An 18,982-nucleotide genomic window follows, 5' to 3' on the forward strand; every position below is an offset into this window, starting at 1 on the left:
CCGCCTGACCCAGCACGGGAGGTCCGCCGCGCGATGCCCACCACCCCGATCACGGCGGGCGCGCTGAGCCGCACCACCCTCGCGCGCCAGCAGCTGCTCACCCGCTCCGACGACGACGTCCCCGCCGTCGTCGGGCGGGTGGGCGGCCTGCAGGCGCAGCACGCTGACATGCCGTACGTGGCGCTCTGGTCGCGGCGTGCTGGGCAGACGGTCGGGGCGCTCGAGGAGGCCCTGACCGACGCCGCCGTGGTCAAGGCGACCGTCATGCGGTCCACCCTGCACCTGGTGCCCGCCGGCGAGTGGCCCCTGCTCGACGCCGTCTCGGCGGAGCAGCGGCTCGCCGCCTGGCGCGCGAGCGCGCGGCGGGCGGGCGTCGACCTGCTCGGCCTCAACGCGGCCGTGCGGGCGTACTGCGCCGAGCCGCGCACCCTCGACGAGGTGGAGGCGTTCGCCGCCGAGCAGTACCCCGGGGTGGACGCCGTCGCGGCGATCCCCGGCGGCGTCAGCCGGGCGTGGTGGCGCCTCGCGAGCGCGGGCGGCGGCCTCGTGCACGTGCCCCCGAGCGGGCTGTGGGCGTCCCACGTGGCGGTGCGCTACCAGGACGGCGCCCGCTGGCTGGCCGACCGGCTGCCGCACCCGCTGCCGGAGGTCGCGCCGGACGAGGCCCGGGCCCGCGTCGTCGGGCGCTACCTGGCCGCCTTCGGGCCGGCGTCGGCCCGAGACGTCGCGCGCGGCGTGGGGATCCGGGGGATCGGGGCGCTGAAGCGGGCGCTCGCGCTGCTGGAGCTGCGCGCCTACGAGGCGCCGGACGGGCGGGAGCTGCTCGACCTCGCGGGGGCGGACCTCGCCCCGGAGGACGCCGCCGCCCCGCCGCGGTTCCTGGCCCGGTGGGACCAGCTGCTCGTGGCGCACGACGTGCGCGACCGCCTCGTCCCGCCGGCGGTGGCCCCGCAGGTGTACCGCCGCAACGCGGACGTGCTGCCGACGCTGCTCGTCGACGGGCGGGTGGCCGGCACGTGGTCCACCGAGCGCGACGGCGAGCGGGCCACGCTGCGCGTCGTCGAGCTGGAGCAGGTCGCGCCCGCGGTGCGGGAGGAGGCCGAGGCGGAGGCGGCGGCGCTCCTCGCCTACCTCGAGCCCGACGCCGCCGAGAGGTCCGTCGCGTGGTCGCTGCCCGCCTGAGCCGGTCGCCCGGGGCGTGGACGCCCTGTCGGGGCGGCGTGTGGGTATGGCACCATGTGGCCCATGACACGCCTCGCGCACCAGCGTCGCTCCCTCATCATTCGGTAGCGCGTCCGGCACACCCGCCGGACGCGCAGACCTTCCGTACCCCGGAGGGTCTTTTTTGTTGACCTGATCGCCCAGAGCTCCACGACGTTGGGGAGTCCCGCATGACCGCCACCCCGTTCCACGTGTACGACACCACCCTGCGCGACGGCGCGCAGCAGGAGGGCATGAACCTCTCCGTGGCGGACAAGCTGGCCATCGCGCCGCTGCTGGACGAGCTGGGCGTCGGATTCATCGAGGGCGGCTGGCCCGGGGCGATCCCCAAGGACACCGAGTTCTTCCGCCGCGCAGCGAAGGAGCTGCGCCTGGAGAACGCCGTGCTCGCCGCGTTCGGCTCCACCCGCAAGGCGGGCACCCGCGCCTGGGACGACCCCCAGGTGCGCGCGCTGCTCGACTCCGACGCCCCCGTGGTCACCCTCGTGTCCAAGTTCGACGTGCGGCACGTGGAGCGCGCGCTGCGCACCACGCCGGACGAGGGCCTGGCGATGATCACCGACACGGTGGCGTTCCTCGTCGGCGAGGGCCGCCGCGTTGTGGTCGACGCCGAGCACTTCTTCGACGGCTACCGCTTCGACGCCGCGTACGCGAAGGCCGCGGCCGAGGCGGCGTTCGCCGCGGGCGCGGAGGTCGTCACGCTCTGCGACACCAACGGCGGCATGCTGCCCCACTGGGTGACGGACGTCGTGACCGAGGTGCGGGAGTCGCTCGGCGTGCCGCACGGCCGCGACGCCACGGCGGGCGACCCGGTGCTGGGGATGCACGCGCACAACGACTCCGGCTGCGCCGTCGCGAACACGCTGGCCGCGGTCGCCGCGGGCGCCTGGCACGTGCAGGGCACGGTCAACGGGTACGGCGAGCGCACGGGCAACGTGGACCTCGTGACCGTCGTCGCGAACCTCGAGCTCAAGCACGGCCTGCGCACGCTCGTCGGCGGCGGGCTGGAGGAGTCGACCCGCATCGCCCATGCCGTCGCCGAGATCACCAACATCTCCCCGTACGCGCGCCAGCCGTACGTGGGCGCCAGCGCGTTCGCCCACAAGGCCGGCTTGCACGCCAGCGCCATCAAGGTGGACCCGGACCTCTACCAGCACATCGACCCCACCGCCGTCGGCAACGACATGCGCATGCTCGTGTCCGACATGGCGGGGCGCGCGTCGATCGAGCTCAAGGGGCGCGAGCTGGGCTACGACCTCAGCGGCCAGGGGGAGCTGCTCACCCGCGTCACGACCCGGGTCAAGGACACCGAGGCGCAGGGATACACGTTCGACGCCGCCGACGCGTCGTTCGAGCTGCTGCTGCGCGAGGAGCTCACCGGCACCCGGCAGTCGTACTTCCGCGTGGAGAGCTGGCGCACGATCGTCGAGACCGTCGTGGGCGGGGCGGGGCACGACGCCGCGAGCCGGGACGCGGACGCCGTCGCCGAGGCGACCGTGAAGCTGCACGCCGGCGGCGAGCGCGTCGTCGCGACCGGTGAGGGCAACGGCCCCGTGAACGCCCTCGACCAGGCGCTGCGCAGCGCGCTCACGCGCGTCTACCCGCAGATCGCGAAGTTCGAGCTCATCGACTTCAAGGTGCGCATCCTCGACGCCCAGCAGGGCACCGACGCCACCACGCGTGTGCTGGTCGAGACCACGGATGGGCAGCACTCGTGGTCCACCGTGGGTGTGGGGCCGAACGTCATCGAGGCGGCGTGGGAGTCGCTCATCGACGCGTACGTCTACGGGCTGCTGCACGCCGGCGTCGAGCCGAGGTAGTCCGCGCTACTTCTGCGAGCGGGCGTGCAGGCGGTGGGGCTGGACGGCCTCGTAGGTGGCCTTGAGCGCGGCGGTGGTCTGGTCGTAGCGGCGCTGGGCGACGCGCACGAACAGGAAGTCCACGATGGCGAGCTGCGCGATCCGGCTCGACATCGCCCCGGAGCGGAACTGCGTCTCGCGGGCGGTCGTGGAGAGCACGACGTCGGCGAGCTCGGCCAACGGGGACGACGGGAAGTTGGTGACGGCGACGGTCGTGGCGCCGGCCTCCCGGGCGAGCGTGAGTGCCTGGATCGTCTCCACGGTGGTCCCCGTGTGCGAGACGGCGACGGCGACGCAGCCTGCGCCGAGCAGGGCGGCGGACTGGAGCTGGCCGTGCAGGTCCACGGGCGCGAAGCACACGATGCCGATGCGCGAGAGCTTCTGCGACAGGTCCTGCCCGGTGAGGCCGCTGGAGCCGGACCCGTAGACGTCGACGCGGGGGGCGGCAGCCACGGCGTCGACCGCGCGCTCGAGCGCGTCCAGGTCGAGCATCCGCGCCGTCTCCTCGATGGTCCGGGCCTCGTGGAACGCGATCTTGGACACGACGTCGGTGGCGGTGTCGGTCCGGTTGATCTCGCCCTCCGCGATGCCGGAGCGCTCGAGCTCCACGGCGCGGCGGCTCGTGGCCTGCGCGAGGTCGATCCGGAACTCCGGGTAGCCGGCGTACCCCACGGCGCGGCAGAACCGCACGACGGTCGCCTGGGACGTGCCGGCGCGCGCAGCGAGCTCGGTGATGGTGGCGCCGACGACGCCGGGCGGGTCGTCGAGCACGACCGACGCGATCCGCGCCTCGGCGGGGCGCAGCGTGGGCAGCGTCTGGCGGAGCCGGACGAGGACGTCACCGTTCATGCGCGGGGTTCTCCTTCCCGGCGGGAGCCGGCGTCGGACGGGTGGTGGGGTGGTGCGGGCGACACGGCGCCCCGCGGAGTGCGGCGCACGGTGAGCCAGGGGTCGGTGGGCTCGACGAGCGAGCCGTCGCGGTCGTCGGCGAGGGAGCGGGCGAGGCGCAGCGCGCCGTCGAGCGGGCTGCCGTCCGCAGGGACGAGCCGGACGTCGGGGCGCAGGGCGGACAGGCGCGCCCGCAGCGGCGTGGTCACGGCGTCCCCGACCTGCAGGACGCCGCCGGTCACGGCGGCCAGGGGCGGGATGCCCGGCCGCAGCGCGGCGGCGAGCGTCTCCGCGAGGTGGGTGCCGGCGTCGTGCAGGATGCGCTGGGCCACCTGGTCGCCGGCCCGGGCGGCGTCGGCGACCGCGGGCGTGAAGGACGCGAGCAGGTGGGCGCGGTCGTCGCGGCCGTAGAGCGCGGCCGGCCAGCCCTCGACGGGGCCGAAGCGCTCGGTCGCCGCCGCGAGCAGGGTGGGGGAGGCCGGGCCGGGGCGGCCGTCGTGCGTGGCGACCGCGGCGCGCAGGCCGTGCGCGCCGATCCACGACCCGGAGCCGAGGTCGCCGAGCAGGTGGCCCCAGCCGTCCGCGCGGTGCCAGCGGTGGCGCAGGTCGGTGGCCAGCACGATCGCTCCCGTGCCGACGGCGGCCACGGCGCCCGGCCGTCCGCCGAGGGCCCCGAGGTGGGCGGCGAGCGCGTCGGCGGCGACCGCCGTGGCGGGGGCGCCGGCCGCGTGCAGCACGTCGTGCAGGGCGCCCGGGTCGGGCACGAGGGACGGCAGGCCGGTCACCGACGCCGCGGCGGCGGCGATGCGCACACCGGGGAGGCGGCGCTGCAGGGCGGCGACGAGCTCGGCGACGACGTCGGCCGCGTCGCTCCCGGCGGGCGTGATGCGCACGGGCCGCCCGGCGAGGGTGATGGGTCCGGCGTCGGCGCCGCCCGAGGCGCCGGGCGCCAGGAACGGCGGCACGGCGACCAGGCGCGCGCCGCTGCCGCCGACGTCGACGGCGACGACGCGCTCGAGGGTGGGGGGCGGGGCGTCCGTGCCGGTCACGGGGAACAGTGTGGCAGTCATTTTCTCGCGAAGGGCGGCTAACGAAACGAATCTCGCCGGCACGGGGCGGGGTGTGACCGACGCCGCGCCCCTTCCGGGCGCCACGCGGCTACCGTGGTGACGTGCATGGTGAGTACAAGGTTCCCGGTGGCAAGCTCGTGACGGTCGACCTCGACGTGCGTGACGGGCTGCTCGCCGACGTCAGGCTCAGCGGCGACTTCTTCCTCGAGCCCGACGAGGCGCTCGAGGCGATCGACGCCGCCCTCACGGGGCAGCCGCGCGAGGCGTCCACGAGCGAGCTGGCCCGCGCCGTCGACGACGGGCTGCGGCGCGCCGAGCAGGACGGCCGCGTGGCGGGTGAGGTGACGATGGTCGGCTTCGACGCCTGGTCGGTCGCCGTCGCGGTGCGCCGCGCGCTGGGGCTGGCCACCACCTGGGACGACCACACCTTCGAGGTGCTGCGCCCGGGCCCGCTGGCGCCGGCCACCCTCGCGGCGCTGGACCAGGTGCTCACCGAGGAGCTGGCGGAGGGACGGCGCGGGCCCACGCTGCGGTTCTGGGACTGGACCGAGCGCGCGGTGTTCATCGGGTCGTTCCAGTCGCTGCGCAACGAGGTGGACCCCGAGGGCGTGCGCAAGCACGACGTCACCGTGGTGCGGCGCATCTCCGGCGGCGGCGCCATGTTCATGGAGGCCGGCAACTGCGTGACGTTCTCCCTCGTCGTCCCCGCCTCGCTCGTGGACGGCATGTCCTTCGAGCAGTCGTACGCCTTCCTCGACTCCTGGGTGCTCGGCGCCCTGGAGGACGTCGGGGTCGAGGCCTACTTCTCCGGCATGAACGACGTCTCGTCGCCGGCCGGGAAGCTCGCGGGGTCGGCACAGAAGCGCCTCGCGGGCGGGGCCGTGCTGCACCACATGACGATGGCGTACGACATCGACAACGCGAAGATGCTCGAGGTGCTGCGCATCGGCCGCGAGAAGCTCTCCGACAAGGGCACGACCAGCGCCAACAAGCGGGTGGACCCGCTGCGCTCGCAGACCGGCATGGCCCGCGACGAGATCGTCGACGCCTTCGAGGCGCACTTCAAGGCGCGCTACCGCACCGTCGACTCCGAGCTGCGCGCGGACGAGCTCGCCCGCGCGCAGGACCTGGTGCGCACCAAGTTCGGCAACCCGACCTGGATCAACCGGGTCCCCTGACCTCGCCGGGAGCCACCGCACCCACCCGCGACGCGCCGTCGGGACCACCGACGCGACACGGGTTGGTGCGGTGGCTTTCCATATCCCCGAACGGTCAGTAATCTTCCTTCACGAGCAGCACCTCGGAACTTCCTTTCAGGGGCCGGGTGCTGCCGCGCGCGACTGCGATCAGCACGGCGATCGGCACGAGAGCGAGACGACGACGTCACGCAGCACGACGACGACGTCGGCAGGACATGACCGCGAGGGCGGCGCGCGACCGTGAGGACGGCGGCGCTGCCCACCACGGAGACGGCCCGTCGGGGCCGCCAGGGGAGGAACAGGGATGCGTCGAGACATGTGGACCCGCACGAGGCTGGGGGCCGTGGCGACCGCGGCGCTCGTGGCGCTCGGTGTCAGCGCCTGCAGCAGCGGCGGCGGCTCGGGCGACGGGGACGGCACCGTCGACGGCGAGGGCAAGACCCTCGACGTGTGGATCATGCAGGGCACCAACCCCAGCGCCGACGCGTTCTTCGACGAGGTCGGCAAGGCCTTCACCGAGGAGACCGGTGGGGCCACGCTGAACGTCGAGTTCGTCGAGTGGGCGGACGCGCACGACCGGTTCGTCACCGCGATCGCGGGCGGCACGACGCCGGACGTCGCGGAGACGGGCACCACGTGGACGCCGGAGTTCGCGGACGCGGGGGCGCTCGCGCCGCTCGACGACTACATCGCGGACGCCGGGCTGGGCGACGACCTGGTGGACGGCCTCGTCGAGGCCGGGACGTACGACGGGAAGCTGTACGGGATGCCCTGGTACGCCGGCGTCCGCTCCCTCGTCTACAACAAGGACATCCTCGAGCAGGCCGGCGTGGAGCCGCCCACCACCTGGGCGGAGATCGAGTCGGCCGCGAAGGCGATCAAGGCGAAGTTCCCGGACAAGACCGCGGTCGCGGTGCCCGGCGACGCCGAGTTCACGGTGTACCCGTGGGTCTGGGGCGCGGGCGGCGAGGTCGCGACGCTCGACGGCGACACCTGGACCTCGGGCCTCGACAGCCCCGAGGCGCAGGAGGGCCTGAGCTTCTGGACCGGCCTGGCCAAGGACGGCTACTCGTCGGCGGGCGCCACGACCTGGCGCGAGACCGACGTGCTCGACGCGTTCGCCCAGGGCGACGTCGGCATGGCGATCATGGGCTCCTGGACCCCGGGCGCCATCGTCGAGGCGAACAAGGACATGGACGGCAAGTTCGCCGCCGTGCCGATCCCGGGCAAGGACGGCGGCATGTCGCCGTCGGTGCTCGGCGGCTCGCACCTGAGCATGTTCTCCACGGCCGACGACCAGGACCTCGCGTTCGCGTTCATCAAGATGATGACCACGGGCGAGTTCGCCACGAAGTGGGGCGAGCAGGCCGGGTACTTCCCGGGCCAGAAGTCGCTGCTCGACGAGACGCTGAAGAGCACCGACCCGCTGGTGGCGCCGTTCGCGAAGCAGTTCGTCGAGGGCGGCGCGTCCGTGCCGGTGTCGCCGAACTTCGGCGCCGTGCAGGCCAAGCTCACGACCAGCACGATGATGCAGTCGATCCTGTCCGGGAGCGAGGACGTCCCGACCGCCTCCGAGAAGGCGGCCAAGGAGATGACGTCGCTGCTCAACGGCGGCAGCTGACGGATGACGAGCACTCTTCCCGTCGCGGTCCCCGCCGGGCCCGGGCAGCAGCCCGGGCCCGGGGGGGGCCGCCCGCCCGGCCGGTCGCTCCTGGCGCGCACCCGGCCGTGGATGCTCCTGACGCCCGCGCTGCTCGTGCTCGCCGTGCTGCTCCTGTGGCCGCTGGTGCGCGTCGTGCTGTTCTCCCTGCAGGACTACGGGCTCAAGGAGATCGTCTCCGGCGAGCCGAACTGGATCGGCCTCGACAACTTCACCGAGGTCTTCACCTCGGAGCAGCTGTGGGCCGTGGTGCTGCCGAACACCGTGGTGTTCGCGGTCCTGTCGGTGTCCTGCACGGTGGTCTTCGGCACCGCGGTGGCGGTGCTGCTCGCCTCGCTGGGACGTGTCTGGCGCACCATCGTCTCCAGCGCGATCATGGCGGCGTGGGCGATGCCCGCCGTCACCGGCACGTACGTGTGGATCTGGATCTTCGACGCCGACCGCGGCGTGTTCAACCACGTGCTGCAGGGCCTCGGGCTGCAGGACGCGCCCGTGAACTGGTTCACCGACCGGTGGTCGTTCTACGCCATCGTGCTGCTGAACGTGGTGCACCACGGCTTCCCGTTCGTGGCGATCACCGTGCTCGCCGGCCTGCTCGGCGTGCCGAAGGAGCTGCTGGAGGCCGCCCAGATCGACGGGGCCGGGCCGTGGCGCCGCTTCTTCTCGGTGATCGTGCCGCAGCTCAAGCAGATCTTCGCCGTCGTGATCATCCTGTCGACCATCTGGGACTTCAAGGTCTTCGCGCAGGTCTACCTCATGCCCGGCGGCGCGGGCAGCAACCGCGACGTGCTCAATCTCGGCGTCTGGTCGTACACCGAGTCGTTCGGGCAGAACCGGTACGGCTTCGGCGCCGCGATCGCGGTGCTGCTCACCCTGCTGCTGCTCGGCATCACCGTCGCGTACGTGCGCACCATCCTGAAGGAGGACGAGCTGTGAGCCGGCCGAGGACCGCCACGCAGGTGGGCAAGGGCGTGGCCGTCGCGCTGCTGCTCGTCTTCACGCTGTTCCCGGCGTACTGGATGCTCGTCAGCGCCTTCGACGGCAAGGCGGGCCGCGGCTCGTCGTTCGTGCCCGCGGAGCCCACCCTCGAGCACTTCGAGTTCGTGCTCACCGACGGCGGCTTCGACGTCTTCCTGCGCAACTCGCTGCTCGTCGCGCTCCTGACGGTGCTCGCGTCGTCGCTGCTCGCCCTGCTGGCGTCGGTCGCCGTCGCGCGGTTCCGGTTCCGGCTGCGCACGCAGGTGCTCATGCTCGTGCTCGTGATCCAGATGGTGCCGCTCGAGGCGCTCGTCATCCCGCTGTTCGTGCAGGTGCGCAACCTGCACCTGCTGGGCACGCTCACCGGCCTGGTCGTCGTGTACGTCGCGCTGGCGCTGCCGTTCGGCATCTGGATGCTGCGCGGCTTCGTCGCCGCCGTGCCGGTGGAGCTCGAGGAGGCCGCCTACCTCGACGGCGCCACCTGGGGTCGGATGTTCCGCTCGATCCTGCTGCCGCTCGTCGCGCCGGGGCTGGTGGCCACCAGCATCTTCAGCTTCATCACGGCGTGGAACGAGTTCGTCTTCGCCATGACGCTGCTCGGCGGCGAGACCCAGAACTACACGGTGGCGATCGGGCTGCGGTCGTTCTTCGGGCAGCACTCCAACGACTGGGGCTCGATCATGGCGGCCTCGACCATCATCACCGTGCCCGTGATGATCTTCTTCATCCTGGTCCAGCGGCGGCTCGCCTCCGGCCTGACGTCCGGGGCGGTGAAGGGATGAGCGCGCCCGACGCCACGGCTGACGTGGTCCTGCGCGCCGTGCACGGCGTGCTGCTCCCCGGATTCTCGGGCACCACCGTGCCGCCGTGGCTCGCCGACGCCGCGCGCTCCGGGCTGGCCGGGGTCGTGCTCTTCGGGCACAACACCCCGGACCTGGACACGACGGCCGCGCTCACGGCGGCCCTGCACGACGTCGCGCCGGACCTGCTGGTCGCGACCGACGAGGAGGGCGGCGACGTGTCGCGGCTCGAGGCGGCGACCGGGTCGTCCCTGCCCGGCGCTGCGGCGCTCGGGGTGGCCGGCGACGAGGCCCTGACCCGCTCCGCCGGCGAGGCGCTCGGGCGGCTGCTCACCGCCGCCGGGGTCGATCTCGACCTCGCGCCCGTGCTCGACGTCGACGCGCCGGGCAACCCCGTGATCGGCGTGCGCGCGTTCGGCACCGACCCGGAGGTGGTCGCGCGGCACGGTACGGCCTTCGCGCGGGGGCTGCAGCGTGGGGGAGCGGGCACGTGCGCCAAGCACTTTCCGGGGCACGGGTCGACCACCGTCGACTCCCACCTGGAGCTGCCCGTCGTCGACGCCGACCTCGGCACGCTGCGTCGCAGGGACCTCGTGCCCTTCGCCGCGGCGCTCGCGGACGACGGCGCCGGCCCTGACGACGCGCCCGCCCTCGACACGGTGATGACGGCCCACGTCGTCGTGCCGGCCGTCGGCCCGGCCCCGGCGTCGCTCGAGCCGGCCGTGGCGGCGCTCGCCCGCGAGCTCGGCCACGCCGGGCCCGTCATCACCGACGCCCTGGACATGCGCGCCGTCTCCGACGGCGCGGACGTGGGGGAGGCCGCCGTGCGCGCCGTCGAGGGCGGCGCGGACCTGCTCTGCCTCGGCACCACCTCGGGCCGCGAGGACGAGGGGCTGTTCCGCTCCGCCGTCGACGCGCTGGTCGAGGCGCTCCGCACGGGGCGCGTCACCCCCGAGCGGCTCGCCGCGTCCCGGCGCCGCACCGACGCGCTGGTGGCGCGGTTGCGCGCCCGGCGCGCGGCGGTGGGCGCGGGCACGACCGACGCCCGGCGCGCGCTGGTGGAGCTCGCCGCCGTCGGGGCGGAGGCCGCGCGGCGGGCGGTGCGCGGGGTCGGGCCGTCGCCCGTCCTCCCGGGCGCGCCCGACGTCGTCGACCTGCGCCTGCGCCTCGACCACGCCGCCGGCCGCACCGCCACGCACGTGCAGCGCGCGATCGCGGAGCGCTGGCCCGACGCCGACGTGCACGCGGCCCTCGACGCCACTCTCGACGCGGCCCTGCGGGCCCCCGCGGGGGCGCGGCCGCTGGTCGTCGTGACGCGCGAGCCGGTCCCCGGCAGCGTCGAGCACTCCCGGCTGGCCGCGCTGCAGGAGGCGCGGCCCGGCCTCGTCGTCGTGCACACCGGCGTCCCGGCGGCGGGGGAGCGCTGGCTCGCCGCGCTGCCCGGCGGCCTGCCCGCGACCGTGCTCGCGTGCGGCACCGGCCGGGCCAACGCCGCGGCGGCGGTCGCGCTGCTCGCTGGATCCCGCGCGGAGGTGAGGCGATGATCGTCATCGGTGTCTCGTCGGGCACCAGCGTCGACGCGATCGACGCCGCGGCCGCCGACCTCGACCTGCGCGCGGACGGGACGCTGCACCTGCGCCCGCTCGGCCACGCCGAGTATCCCTGGCCCGACCACCTGCGCCGCCGCATCCTCGCGGCGCTGCCGCCCGCCCCCGTCGACATGGGTGAGGTGTGCCAGCTCGACACGCTCGTCGGGCAGGAGCTCGGGGCCGCCGCGCGGCGGGCCGTCGACGACCTCGCCGGCGGCGACGCCGACCTCGTCGCCTCGCACGGCCAGACGCTGCACCACTGGGTGGTCGCGGGCCGCACGCGCGGCACGCTGCAGCTCGGCAACCCGGCGTGGGTGGCGGAGCGCTCGCGGCGGCCGGTGGTCAGCGACTTCCGCGTCGCGGACGTCGCCGCCGGCGGCCAGGGCGCCCCGCTCGTCAGCGTCCTCGACGCGCTGTGGCTCGGGCACGACGGCGAGGACGGGGCGCGCGACACCGCGGCGCTCAACGTGGGTGGCATCGCCAACGTCACCGTGGTCGGGGCGCACGGCGCCCCCGTCCTCGGCTGGGACACCGGGCCCGGCAACTGCCTCGTCGACCACGCCGTCCAGCGTCTGACCGGCCGGCCGTTCGACCGCGACGGGGAGCTCGCCGCGCAGGGCGCCGTCGACCGCGACGCCCTGGACGCGCTGCTCGGCGAGCCGTACTACGACCTGCCCGTGCCGCGCTCCACCGGCCGCGAGCTCTACGACGGCGAGTACGTCGCGACGCGGCTCGCCGCCACCGGGCTGGGCGCGGACCGGCTGAGCACCCCCGACCTCGTCGCCACGCTCACCGAGCTGACCGCCGTCACCGTGGCGCGGTCGCTGGCCGAGCACGGCCCGGCCGCCGGCGTCGGCCGCGTGGTGATCTCCGGCGGGGGTGCGCGCAACCCCGTGCTCGTCGAGCGGCTGCGGGCGCACCTGCCCGCCACGACGACCCTCGTCACGTCCGACGAGCTGGGGATGCCCGTGGACGGCAAGGAGGCGTACCTCTTCGCCCTGCTCGGCTTCCTCGGCGTGCACGGTGTGCCCGGCACCGCCGCCGGGCCGCAGCGGCGGCAGGCCACCGGCGCCCGCCGCCCCGTCGTGCTCGGGTCGCTGACCCCGCCGACGCCGCTGCCCGTCGCCCCCGTCAGGGGCGCCGTCACGCGACTCGTCCTCGCGACCTCGCCGCCGGACCACCTGGCCCGGCCGCGTCACCTGACGACCCCGAGAGGAAGCACCCGATGAGCGGAGAGCACGCCCCCGACCCCTCCGGCACCCCCGCGGGCGCGCCCGCCGACGCGCCGGAGGACCTGCTCGCCGTCGCGCGGATGGTCTCGCCGACGGAGGAGCGCAACCCGCGCACCACCGACATCGACCTGCTCCCCGCGGCCGACGTCGTGCGGCTCATCCTCGACGAGGACGCCGGGGTCGCGAGCGTGGTGCGGGCCGAGCGGTTCCGGGTCACGCAGGCCGTCGAGCTCGCCGTCGAGGCGATCCGCGCGGGCGGGCGCGTGCACTACGCCGGCGCGGGCACCTCCGGGCGCCTCGGCGTGCTCGACGCCGTCGAGCTCTCGCCGACGTACGGGGTCGGGACCGAGTGGTTCGACGCGCACCTCGCGGGCGGCCCCGACGCGATGACCCTCGCCGTCGAGGGCGCCGAGGACGACGCCGAGGCGGGCCGCCGCGACCTCGACGACGTGGGCCCGCACGACCTCGTGGTCGGCCTCGCCGCCTCCGGCCGCACGCCGTACGTGGGCGGCGCGCTGGAGCTGGCCCGCGAGCGCGGCGCCCGCACCGCCCTCGTGAGCGCCAACCCGTCCGCCCCGCTCGCGGACCTCGTGGACGTGGCGATCCTCGTCGACACGGGCCCCGAGGCCGTCACCGGCTCCACCCGCATGAAGGCCGCCACCGCGCAGAAGATCGTGCTCAACACGTTCTCGACGGCCACCATGATCCGGCTCGGCAAGACGTACTCGAACCTCATGGTCGACGTGCGCGCCACCAACGCCAAGCTCCGCGCCCGCCTCGTGCGGCTGCTCAGCCAGGCCACGGGGCTCACGCCCGAGGTGTGCGCGCCCGTGCTCGCGGACGCCGACGGGGAGGTGCAGGTGGCGCTCGTGATGCTGCTCGCCGGCGTCGACGCCGCGGCCGCCCGCGCCGCCCTCGCCGGCGGCGACGGTGTCCGCGGCGCGCTGTCGCGCCTGGGCTCCGCCCCGCCGCGGTAGCCGCGCTCTACGGCGCGGGGGTGGGGCGCGCGCCGAAGACCGCGCTGCCGACGCGGACGACGGTGGCGCCCTCGGCGACGGCGAGCTCCAGGTCGCCGGTCATGCCCATGGAGAGCTCGCGGGCGTCGGCGGTGCCGGGCGCACCGCTCGCGAGCACCTCGTCGCGCACGGCGCGCAGGCGGGCGAAGCCGGCGCGCACCCGCGCGTCGTCGTCCGAGCGGGCGCCGATCGTCATGAGGCCGCACAGGCGCAGGCCGGGAAGCGCGGCGACGTCGAGGGCGAGCGCGACGGCGTCCTCGGGCGTGACGCCGGACTTGCTCTCCTCGCCGGAGACGTTGACCTGCACGAGGACGTCGAGCGTGCGGCCGTCGCGGGCGCAGCGCGTCGAGAGGGCCTGGGCCAGGGCGAGGGAATCGACGGAGTCGACGGCGGTCGCCGCGCCCAGGACGGCGTTCACCTTGTTCTTCTGCAGGTGCCCGATGAGGTGCGCCTCGACCCGCCCGGCCGCGACCAGGTCGGCCAGCGCGGGGGCCTTGGCGACGAGCTCCTGCACCCGGTTCTCGCCCACGAGGACGGGCCGGTCGTCGCCGGCCGCGGCGGCGAGGTCGACGGCCGCCCGCACCGCCTCGAGCACGGTCGCGGCGTCCTGCGTCTTGGTGGCCAGCAGCACGCGGACCTCGCGCGGGTCGCGCCCCGCCGCCCGGGCGGCCGCGGCGGCGCGGTCGTGGACGGCGGCCAGGCGTGCGGGGATCCCGGGACGATCGGTGGGCATGGACGCCAGTCTACGAACGCCCGAGCCCTCGGCGGACCAGGGTCGCGTCAGGGGGATCCCGGGTGGTGCGCCGCGCCGCCGGCGGGCGAGGATGGTGGGGTGAAGGCCCTGCTCAACATCATCTGGCTCGTCTTCGGCGGCTTCTGGCTGGCGCTCGGCTACGCCGCCGCCGGGATCCTGTGCTGCATCACGATCGTCGCCATCCCGTGGGGCATCGCGTCGTTCCGGATCGCCGGCTACGCGCTGTGGCCGTTCGGCCGCACCGTGGTCGACAAGCCCGGCGCGGGCGGCTGGTCCGTGCTCGGCAACATCATCTGGATCGTCTTCGCCGGCATCTGGCTCACCATCGGCCACATCACGACGGCGATCGCGCAGGCGATCACGATCATCGGCATCCCGCTGGCGATCGCCAACATCAAGATGATCCCGATCTCGCTGCTGCCGCTCGGCAAGGACATCGTGCCCAGCGACGCCCGGTACCCGACCTATCAGCACTGAGCGGCGCTGCCGAACGGCGCGACCGCGCTATGCGCGGGCGATCGGCGCCGTCGTCCCGTCCGTGAGGCGCAGCAGGTCGTCGGGGGCGAGGGACACGTCCAGCCCCCGGCGCCCGCCGGACACGTAGACGACGTCGAAGCCGGCCGCGGACTCGTCGAGCACGGTGGCGTGCCGCTGCTTCTGCCCGAGCGGCGAGATGCCGCCCACGACGTAGCCGGTGGCGCGCTGCGCGGCGGCCGGGTCCGCCATCGCCGCCCGCTTGCCGCCGACGGCGCGCGCCAGGGCCTTGAGGTCGAGGCTGCCGTCCACGGGCACGATCCCGACGACGAGCCGCCCGTCGACGTCCGCCAGGAGCGTCTTGAACACCTGGGCCGGGTCCGCGCCGAGCGCCCCGGCCGCCTCCAGCCCGTAGCTCAGCTCCGACGCGGGGTCGTGCTCGTAGGCGTGCTGGTCGTAGGCGACGCCGGCCCGGTCGAGGGCGACGAGCGCCGGCGTGCCGTGCGAGGCGTGCGTCTTCTTCTTGGACACGCCGTCGATTGTGCCTGAGTAGGGTGGTGCGGTGCTCCTGCTCCTCGTCCTCGCGATCCTGGTAGGAGGGGCTCTTCAGAGGGTCACGGGCATGGGCTTCGGCCTGGTGGCCGGTCCGTTCATCGTGCTGCTCGTGGGCCCGCTCGAGGGCGTGCTGTTCGTCAACCTGGCGGGCTCGATCGCGTCCGCGCTCATCCTGGGCCGCGTGGTGCGCGACGTGGACTGGCGGCGCTACGCCTGGCTCGCCACCACGTCCGTGCTGGTGATGGTGCCCGCCGCCCTGCTGCTGCGCGACGCGAGCCGCGCGGCGCTCGAGGTCGCCGTCGGGGCTCTCGTCGTGGTCGCGATGACGCTCGCCGTCGTCACGACGCGGCTGCGGCGCGACGGCCGGCACCCCGTGCGGCCGGGGGCCCGGGCGCCGCTGGTCGTCACGGGTGTCGCGAGCGGCGTCGGGAGCGTGGCCGCGGGCATCGGCGGCCCGCCGGTGGCGATCTACTCCGTGCTCAGCGGCTGGGAGCCGCGCGCCTTCGCCGCGACGGCGCAGCCCTTCTTCGCCACCAACGCGCTCGCCGCGCTCGCCGCCAAGCTGACGCTCACCGACGCGTCGTTCCCGCCGTTCGCCCTCTGGCAGTGGGTGGTCGTGCTGGCCGCGATCGTGGCCGGCCTGATGGTCGGCGACTGGCTCACGCCGCGCGTGCCCGCGGCGGCCGTCCGGCGCGGGCTGATCGTGCTGGCGTACGTCGGCGGGGCGGCGACCTTCGCGCAGGGGCTCGCCCACCTCGCCTGACGTCGCTCGTCGGCCCGCCGGGCCGGGCTAGATGCGCCCGACGTCCACGACGGTGAGCACGACCGCCCCCGCCTCGTCGCTGGCGGCGAGGTCCACGAGCGCGGTGATCGCCCAGTCGTGGTCGCCGTCGGCGTCGTCCAGCACCTGGCGCACCCACCACGTGCCCGCGGGCACCTCGGCGACCTCCACGCCGTCCGGTGTGGTCGTGGTGGCGCCGCCGGGCAGCTCGGCGCCCGGCTCGAGCACCGTGAGCAGGGCGGCGGACCGGGCGGCGGGGCCGATGCTGACGGCGTCGTCGCCCTGCGTCTCGAACAGCGGGTCGAGGGCGGACGCCCAGGCGTCCCCGTCCCAGCCGTGCGCGCCGTCGAGCCGCCCGAGCGCGTCGTAGTCCTCGCGGGCCGCGAGCTCGACGCGGCGGAACGTCGCGTTGCGCACCAGGCGGCGGAACGCGCGCGGGTTGCCGGTGACGGGGCGCGCGGGCGCCTCCGCGCCGGCCTCGGCGAGCTCGCCCTCGACGACGGCGTCCGCGTCGTCGTCGACCGGGTTCTGCAGGCGCTCCCACTCGTCCAGGAGCGACGAGTCGACGCCGCGCACCAGCTCGCCGAGCCATTCGACGACCTCGTGCACCTCCTCGGAGCGGTGCTCCTCGGGCACCACCTGGCGCAGCGCGCGGTAGGCGTCCGCGAGGTAGCGCAGCACCACGCCCTCGGTGCGCTCCAGGCCGTACACGCTGACGAGCTCGGCGAACGTCATCGCCTGCTCGAGCATGTCCCGCACCACGGACTTGGGCGCGAGCTCGGCGTCCGCGACCCACGGGTTGGCCCGCTTGTACGTGGCGAAGGCGGGCTCGAGCAGGTCGGCGAGCGGCTTCGGCCAGCTCACGTCCTCGAGCGCCTCCATGCGCTCCTCGTACTCCATGCCCTCGGCCTTCATCGCCGCGACGGCCTCGCCCTTCGCCTTGGACTGCTGGGCGTAGAGGATCTGGCGCGGGTCGTCGAGGGTCGCCTCGATGACGGAGACGACGTCGAGCACGTGCGTCGGGCTCTCCACGTCGAGCAGGTCCATCGCGGCGAGCGCGAACGGCGACAGCGGCGCGTTGAGCGCGAAGTCGCGGGGCAGGTCCACGACGAGCCGCACGCTGGGGCGGTAGCCGGCCGGGCGCGACGGGTCGGGCACGCGCACCTTCTCCACGACGCCGGCGACGCGCAGCGAGCGGTAGATGCGGAACGTCTGGCGCACGTGCTCGGCCTGCTGCGACTCGGTGTCGTGGTTCGCGGTCAGCAGGTGCCGCATCGCCTCCACGGGGTCGGCGCCGCCGCGCTCGTCGCGGGTGCGGGCGAGCACGTTCAGGACCATGGCGTGGTTGACGTGGAACTGGCTGGTCAGGGGCTCCGGGTCGGCGTCCCGCAGCCGCTCGAACGTGGAGTCGGTCCAGTTCACGGCCCCGGTGGGCGCCTTCTTGCGCACCACCTTCTTGAGCTTCTTGGGGTCGTCGCCGGCCTTGGCGAGGAGCTTGCGGTTCTCGATGACGTGCTCGGGCGCCATGACGAGCACCTCGCCCACGGTGTCGAAGCCGGCGCGCCCGGCCCGGCCGGAGATCTGGTGGAACTCGCGCGCGGTGAGGTGGCGCATGCGCTCGCCGTCGTACTTCACCAGCGACGTCATCAGCACGGTGCGGATGGGCACGTTGATGCCGACGCCGAGCGTGTCGGTGCCGCACACGACCTTGAGCAGCCCGCGCTGGGTGAGCCGCTCCACGAGCCGCCGGTACTTGGGCAGCATCCCCGCGTGGTGCACGCCGACGCCCGCGCGCAGGAACTTGCTCAGCGTCTTGCCGAAGCCGGTGCCGAACCGGAACGCGCCGATCTCGGCGGCGATGGCGGCCTTCTCGTCCTTGGACGCCAGGTTCGTGGACAGGAGCGCCTGGGCGCGCTCGACGGCGTCCTTCTGTGTGAAGTGCACGACGTAGACGGGCGCGCGGTGCGTGGTGACCAGCTCGGTGATGACGTCGGTGAGCGGCTCGACGACGTAGGAGAACGTCAGCGGCACCGGGCGCTCGGCGCCCGCGACCTCCGCGACGGGGCGGCCGCTGCGCTCCTCCAGGTCCTCGCGCAGGCGGGTGGTGTCGCCGAGCGTGGCCGACATCAGCAGGAACTGCGTGCGCGGCAGCTCCAGCAGCGGCACCTGCCACGCCCAGCCGCGCTGCCGGTCGCCGTAGAAGTGGAACTCGTCCATGACGACCTGCGCGATCGCGTCGTCCTCGTCGACGGTGCTGTCCGCGCCGTCGCCCCCCGGACCGTCGTCGTCGCCGCGCCGCAGCGCCAGGTTGGCGAGGATCTCCGCCGTGCAGCAGATGATCGGGGCGTCCGCGTTGACGGCGGAGTCGCCGGTCATCATGCCGACGTTGCGCGACCCGAACGCGGCGACGAGGTCGAAGAACTTCTCGCTCACCAGCGCCTTGAGCGGCGCGGTGTAGAAGGTGCGGCCGCCGCGGCCCGAGCGGCGGTTCGCGAGCGCCGCGAACTGGGCGCCCATCGCGACCATGGACTTGCCCGACCCGGTGGGCGTCGCGAGCACCACGTGCGAGCCCGTCATCAGCTCGAGGAGGGCTTCCTCCTGGTGCGGGTACAGCGGGCGCCCCGTGCCCGCGGCCCACTCGCCGAAGCCCTCGAACAGCACGTCGGGGTCCGGCGCCCCTCCGGTGGGGGCGGGCAGGTAGGGCAGCAGCGTGCCGGCGGGGCGGGGGGCGGGGTCGTGCGAGGTCGGGGAGGTCATCGCCGGCCATTCTTCCAGGCCCCGCCGAGAGCAACGAGCGTGCTGACCTGTTTCTTCTCCCGTTTTGAGGGGGGGAAAGGTAACAAACCCAAAGCGGGGGTGGGGGCAGGCAGGGACCAGGGGAGGTCCGAGAGCACCACGGATCATGG

Annotated in this window: 16 protein-coding genes; 11 read left to right on the forward strand and 5 right to left on the reverse strand. The window is 74.6% G+C overall.

Annotation, left to right across the window (positions count from 1 at the left end):
* Positions 1-33 precede the first annotated feature (33 nt).
* Together ACWF41_RS13380 and cimA are read left to right on the forward strand one after the other, a co-directional pair.
* Entirely contained in the window at positions 34-1,182 is a 1,149-nt protein-coding gene (locus tag ACWF41_RS13380) for a winged helix DNA-binding domain-containing protein (RefSeq protein ID WP_380323649.1), read from the forward strand.
* 209 nt (positions 1,183-1,391) lie between these two features.
* A complete protein-coding gene (gene cimA, locus ACWF41_RS13385; RefSeq protein ID WP_380323652.1) occupies positions 1,392-3,041 on the forward strand; it encodes a citramalate synthase in 1,650 nt (549 codons plus the stop codon).
* 6 nt (positions 3,042-3,047) lie between these two features.
* On the opposite strand, the gene ACWF41_RS13390 is transcribed toward cimA, so the two are convergent.
* The gene (locus ACWF41_RS13390; protein ID WP_380323655.1) at positions 3,048-3,929 is read right to left on the reverse strand and encodes a MurR/RpiR family transcriptional regulator; all 882 of its coding nucleotides are present in this window, start codon (positions 3,927-3,929) and stop codon (positions 3,048-3,050) included.
* Entirely contained in the window at positions 3,926-5,017 is a 1,092-nt protein-coding gene (locus ACWF41_RS13395) for an N-acetylglucosamine kinase (protein WP_380323658.1), read from the reverse strand. The genes ACWF41_RS13390 and ACWF41_RS13395 overlap by 4 nt, the downstream gene beginning before the upstream one ends.
* 122 nt (positions 5,018-5,139) lie before the next feature.
* Here ACWF41_RS13395 and ACWF41_RS13400 point away from each other — a divergent pair, with 122 nt between their 5' ends.
* The 7 genes from ACWF41_RS13400 to murQ all read left to right on the forward strand — a co-directional run bounded on the left by ACWF41_RS13400 (position 5,140) and on the right by murQ (position 13,473).
* Positions 5,140-6,216, forward strand: coding sequence for a lipoyl protein ligase domain-containing protein (locus ACWF41_RS13400; protein WP_380323661.1), 1,077 nt, complete (start codon positions 5,140-5,142; stop codon positions 6,214-6,216).
* Between the two features lie 364 nt (positions 6,217-6,580).
* The gene (locus ACWF41_RS13405; protein ID WP_452182676.1) at positions 6,581-7,858 is read left to right on the forward strand and encodes a sugar ABC transporter substrate-binding protein; all 1,278 of its coding nucleotides are present in this window, start codon (positions 6,581-6,583) and stop codon (positions 7,856-7,858) included.
* Positions 7,859-7,861: 3 nt separating this feature from the next.
* Entirely contained in the window at positions 7,862-8,833 is a 972-nt protein-coding gene (locus ACWF41_RS13410; RefSeq protein ID WP_452182678.1) for a carbohydrate ABC transporter permease, read from the forward strand.
* Entirely contained in the window at positions 8,830-9,657 is an 828-nt protein-coding gene (locus ACWF41_RS13415) for a carbohydrate ABC transporter permease (RefSeq protein WP_380324710.1), read from the forward strand. Before ACWF41_RS13410 ends, ACWF41_RS13415 begins: the two co-directional genes overlap by 4 nt.
* A complete protein-coding gene (locus tag ACWF41_RS13420; RefSeq protein ID WP_380324707.1) occupies positions 9,654-11,219 on the forward strand; it encodes a glycoside hydrolase family 3 N-terminal domain-containing protein in 1,566 nt (521 codons plus the stop codon). The genes ACWF41_RS13415 and ACWF41_RS13420 overlap by 4 nt, the downstream gene beginning before the upstream one ends.
* Positions 11,216-12,493, forward strand: coding sequence for an anhydro-N-acetylmuramic acid kinase (locus tag ACWF41_RS13425; protein ID WP_380324704.1), 1,278 nt, complete (start codon positions 11,216-11,218; stop codon positions 12,491-12,493). Before ACWF41_RS13420 ends, ACWF41_RS13425 begins: the two co-directional genes overlap by 4 nt.
* Complete coding sequence (gene murQ, locus ACWF41_RS13430; RefSeq protein ID WP_380324701.1) at positions 12,490-13,473, forward strand: N-acetylmuramic acid 6-phosphate etherase; 984 nt, start codon at positions 12,490-12,492, stop codon at positions 13,471-13,473. The genes ACWF41_RS13425 and murQ overlap by 4 nt, the downstream gene beginning before the upstream one ends.
* A 7-nt stretch (positions 13,474-13,480) precedes the next feature.
* Here the strand turns inward: murQ and ACWF41_RS13435 are convergent, their stop codons facing one another.
* On the reverse strand, positions 13,481-14,245 hold the full coding sequence (locus tag ACWF41_RS13435; protein ID WP_380324698.1) for a YggS family pyridoxal phosphate-dependent enzyme: 765 nt from the start codon (positions 14,243-14,245) through the stop codon (positions 13,481-13,483).
* A gap of 99 nt (positions 14,246-14,344) precedes the next feature.
* Between ACWF41_RS13435 and ACWF41_RS13440 the strand changes: the two genes are divergently transcribed.
* Complete coding sequence (locus ACWF41_RS13440; protein ID WP_380324695.1) at positions 14,345-14,743, forward strand: YccF domain-containing protein; 399 nt, start codon at positions 14,345-14,347, stop codon at positions 14,741-14,743.
* A 27-nt stretch (positions 14,744-14,770) separates the two neighbouring features.
* Here the strand turns inward: ACWF41_RS13440 and ybaK are convergent, their stop codons facing one another.
* On the reverse strand, positions 14,771-15,271 hold the full coding sequence (gene ybaK / locus ACWF41_RS13445; RefSeq protein ID WP_380324692.1) for a Cys-tRNA(Pro) deacylase: 501 nt from the start codon (positions 15,269-15,271) through the stop codon (positions 14,771-14,773).
* A gap of 31 nt (positions 15,272-15,302) precedes the next feature.
* Between ybaK and ACWF41_RS13450 the strand changes: the two genes are divergently transcribed.
* Positions 15,303-16,058: a sulfite exporter TauE/SafE family protein gene (locus ACWF41_RS13450; RefSeq protein ID WP_380324689.1), complete on the forward strand. Its 756-nt coding sequence runs from the start codon at positions 15,303-15,305 to the stop codon at positions 16,056-16,058.
* 27 nt (positions 16,059-16,085) lie between these two features.
* Here ACWF41_RS13450 and ACWF41_RS13455 read toward each other — a convergent pair whose 3' ends face one another.
* The gene (locus tag ACWF41_RS13455; RefSeq protein WP_380324686.1) at positions 16,086-18,833 is read right to left on the reverse strand and encodes a DEAD/DEAH box helicase; all 2,748 of its coding nucleotides are present in this window, start codon (positions 18,831-18,833) and stop codon (positions 16,086-16,088) included.
* Positions 18,834-18,982 lie beyond the last annotated feature (149 nt).

This window comes from Isoptericola sp. NPDC055063 (assembly GCF_053608125.1).

Bases quoted from the DNA above. Each gene is read 5' to 3' on its own strand.
- ACWF41_RS13455 (WP_380324686.1), bottom strand. From the start codon at position 18,833: ATGACCTCCCCGACCTCGCACGACCCCGCCCCCCGCCCCGCCGGCACG.
- cimA (WP_380323652.1), top strand. From the start codon at position 1,392: ATGACCGCCACCCCGTTCCACGTGTACGACACCACCCTGCGCGACGGC.
- ACWF41_RS13420 (WP_380324707.1), top strand. From the start codon at position 9,654: ATGAGCGCGCCCGACGCCACGGCTGACGTGGTCCTGCGCGCCGTGCAC.
- ACWF41_RS13425 (WP_380324704.1), top strand. From the start codon at position 11,216: ATGATCGTCATCGGTGTCTCGTCGGGCACCAGCGTCGACGCGATCGAC.
- ACWF41_RS13380 (WP_380323649.1), top strand. From the start codon at position 34: ATGCCCACCACCCCGATCACGGCGGGCGCGCTGAGCCGCACCACCCTC.
- ACWF41_RS13410 (WP_452182678.1), top strand. From the start codon at position 7,862: ATGACGAGCACTCTTCCCGTCGCGGTCCCCGCCGGGCCCGGGCAGCAG.
- ACWF41_RS13390 (WP_380323655.1), bottom strand. From the start codon at position 3,929: ATGAACGGTGACGTCCTCGTCCGGCTCCGCCAGACGCTGCCCACGCTG.
- murQ (WP_380324701.1), top strand. From the start codon at position 12,490: ATGAGCGGAGAGCACGCCCCCGACCCCTCCGGCACCCCCGCGGGCGCG.
- ACWF41_RS13435 (WP_380324698.1), bottom strand. From the start codon at position 14,245: ATGCCCACCGATCGTCCCGGGATCCCCGCACGCCTGGCCGCCGTCCAC.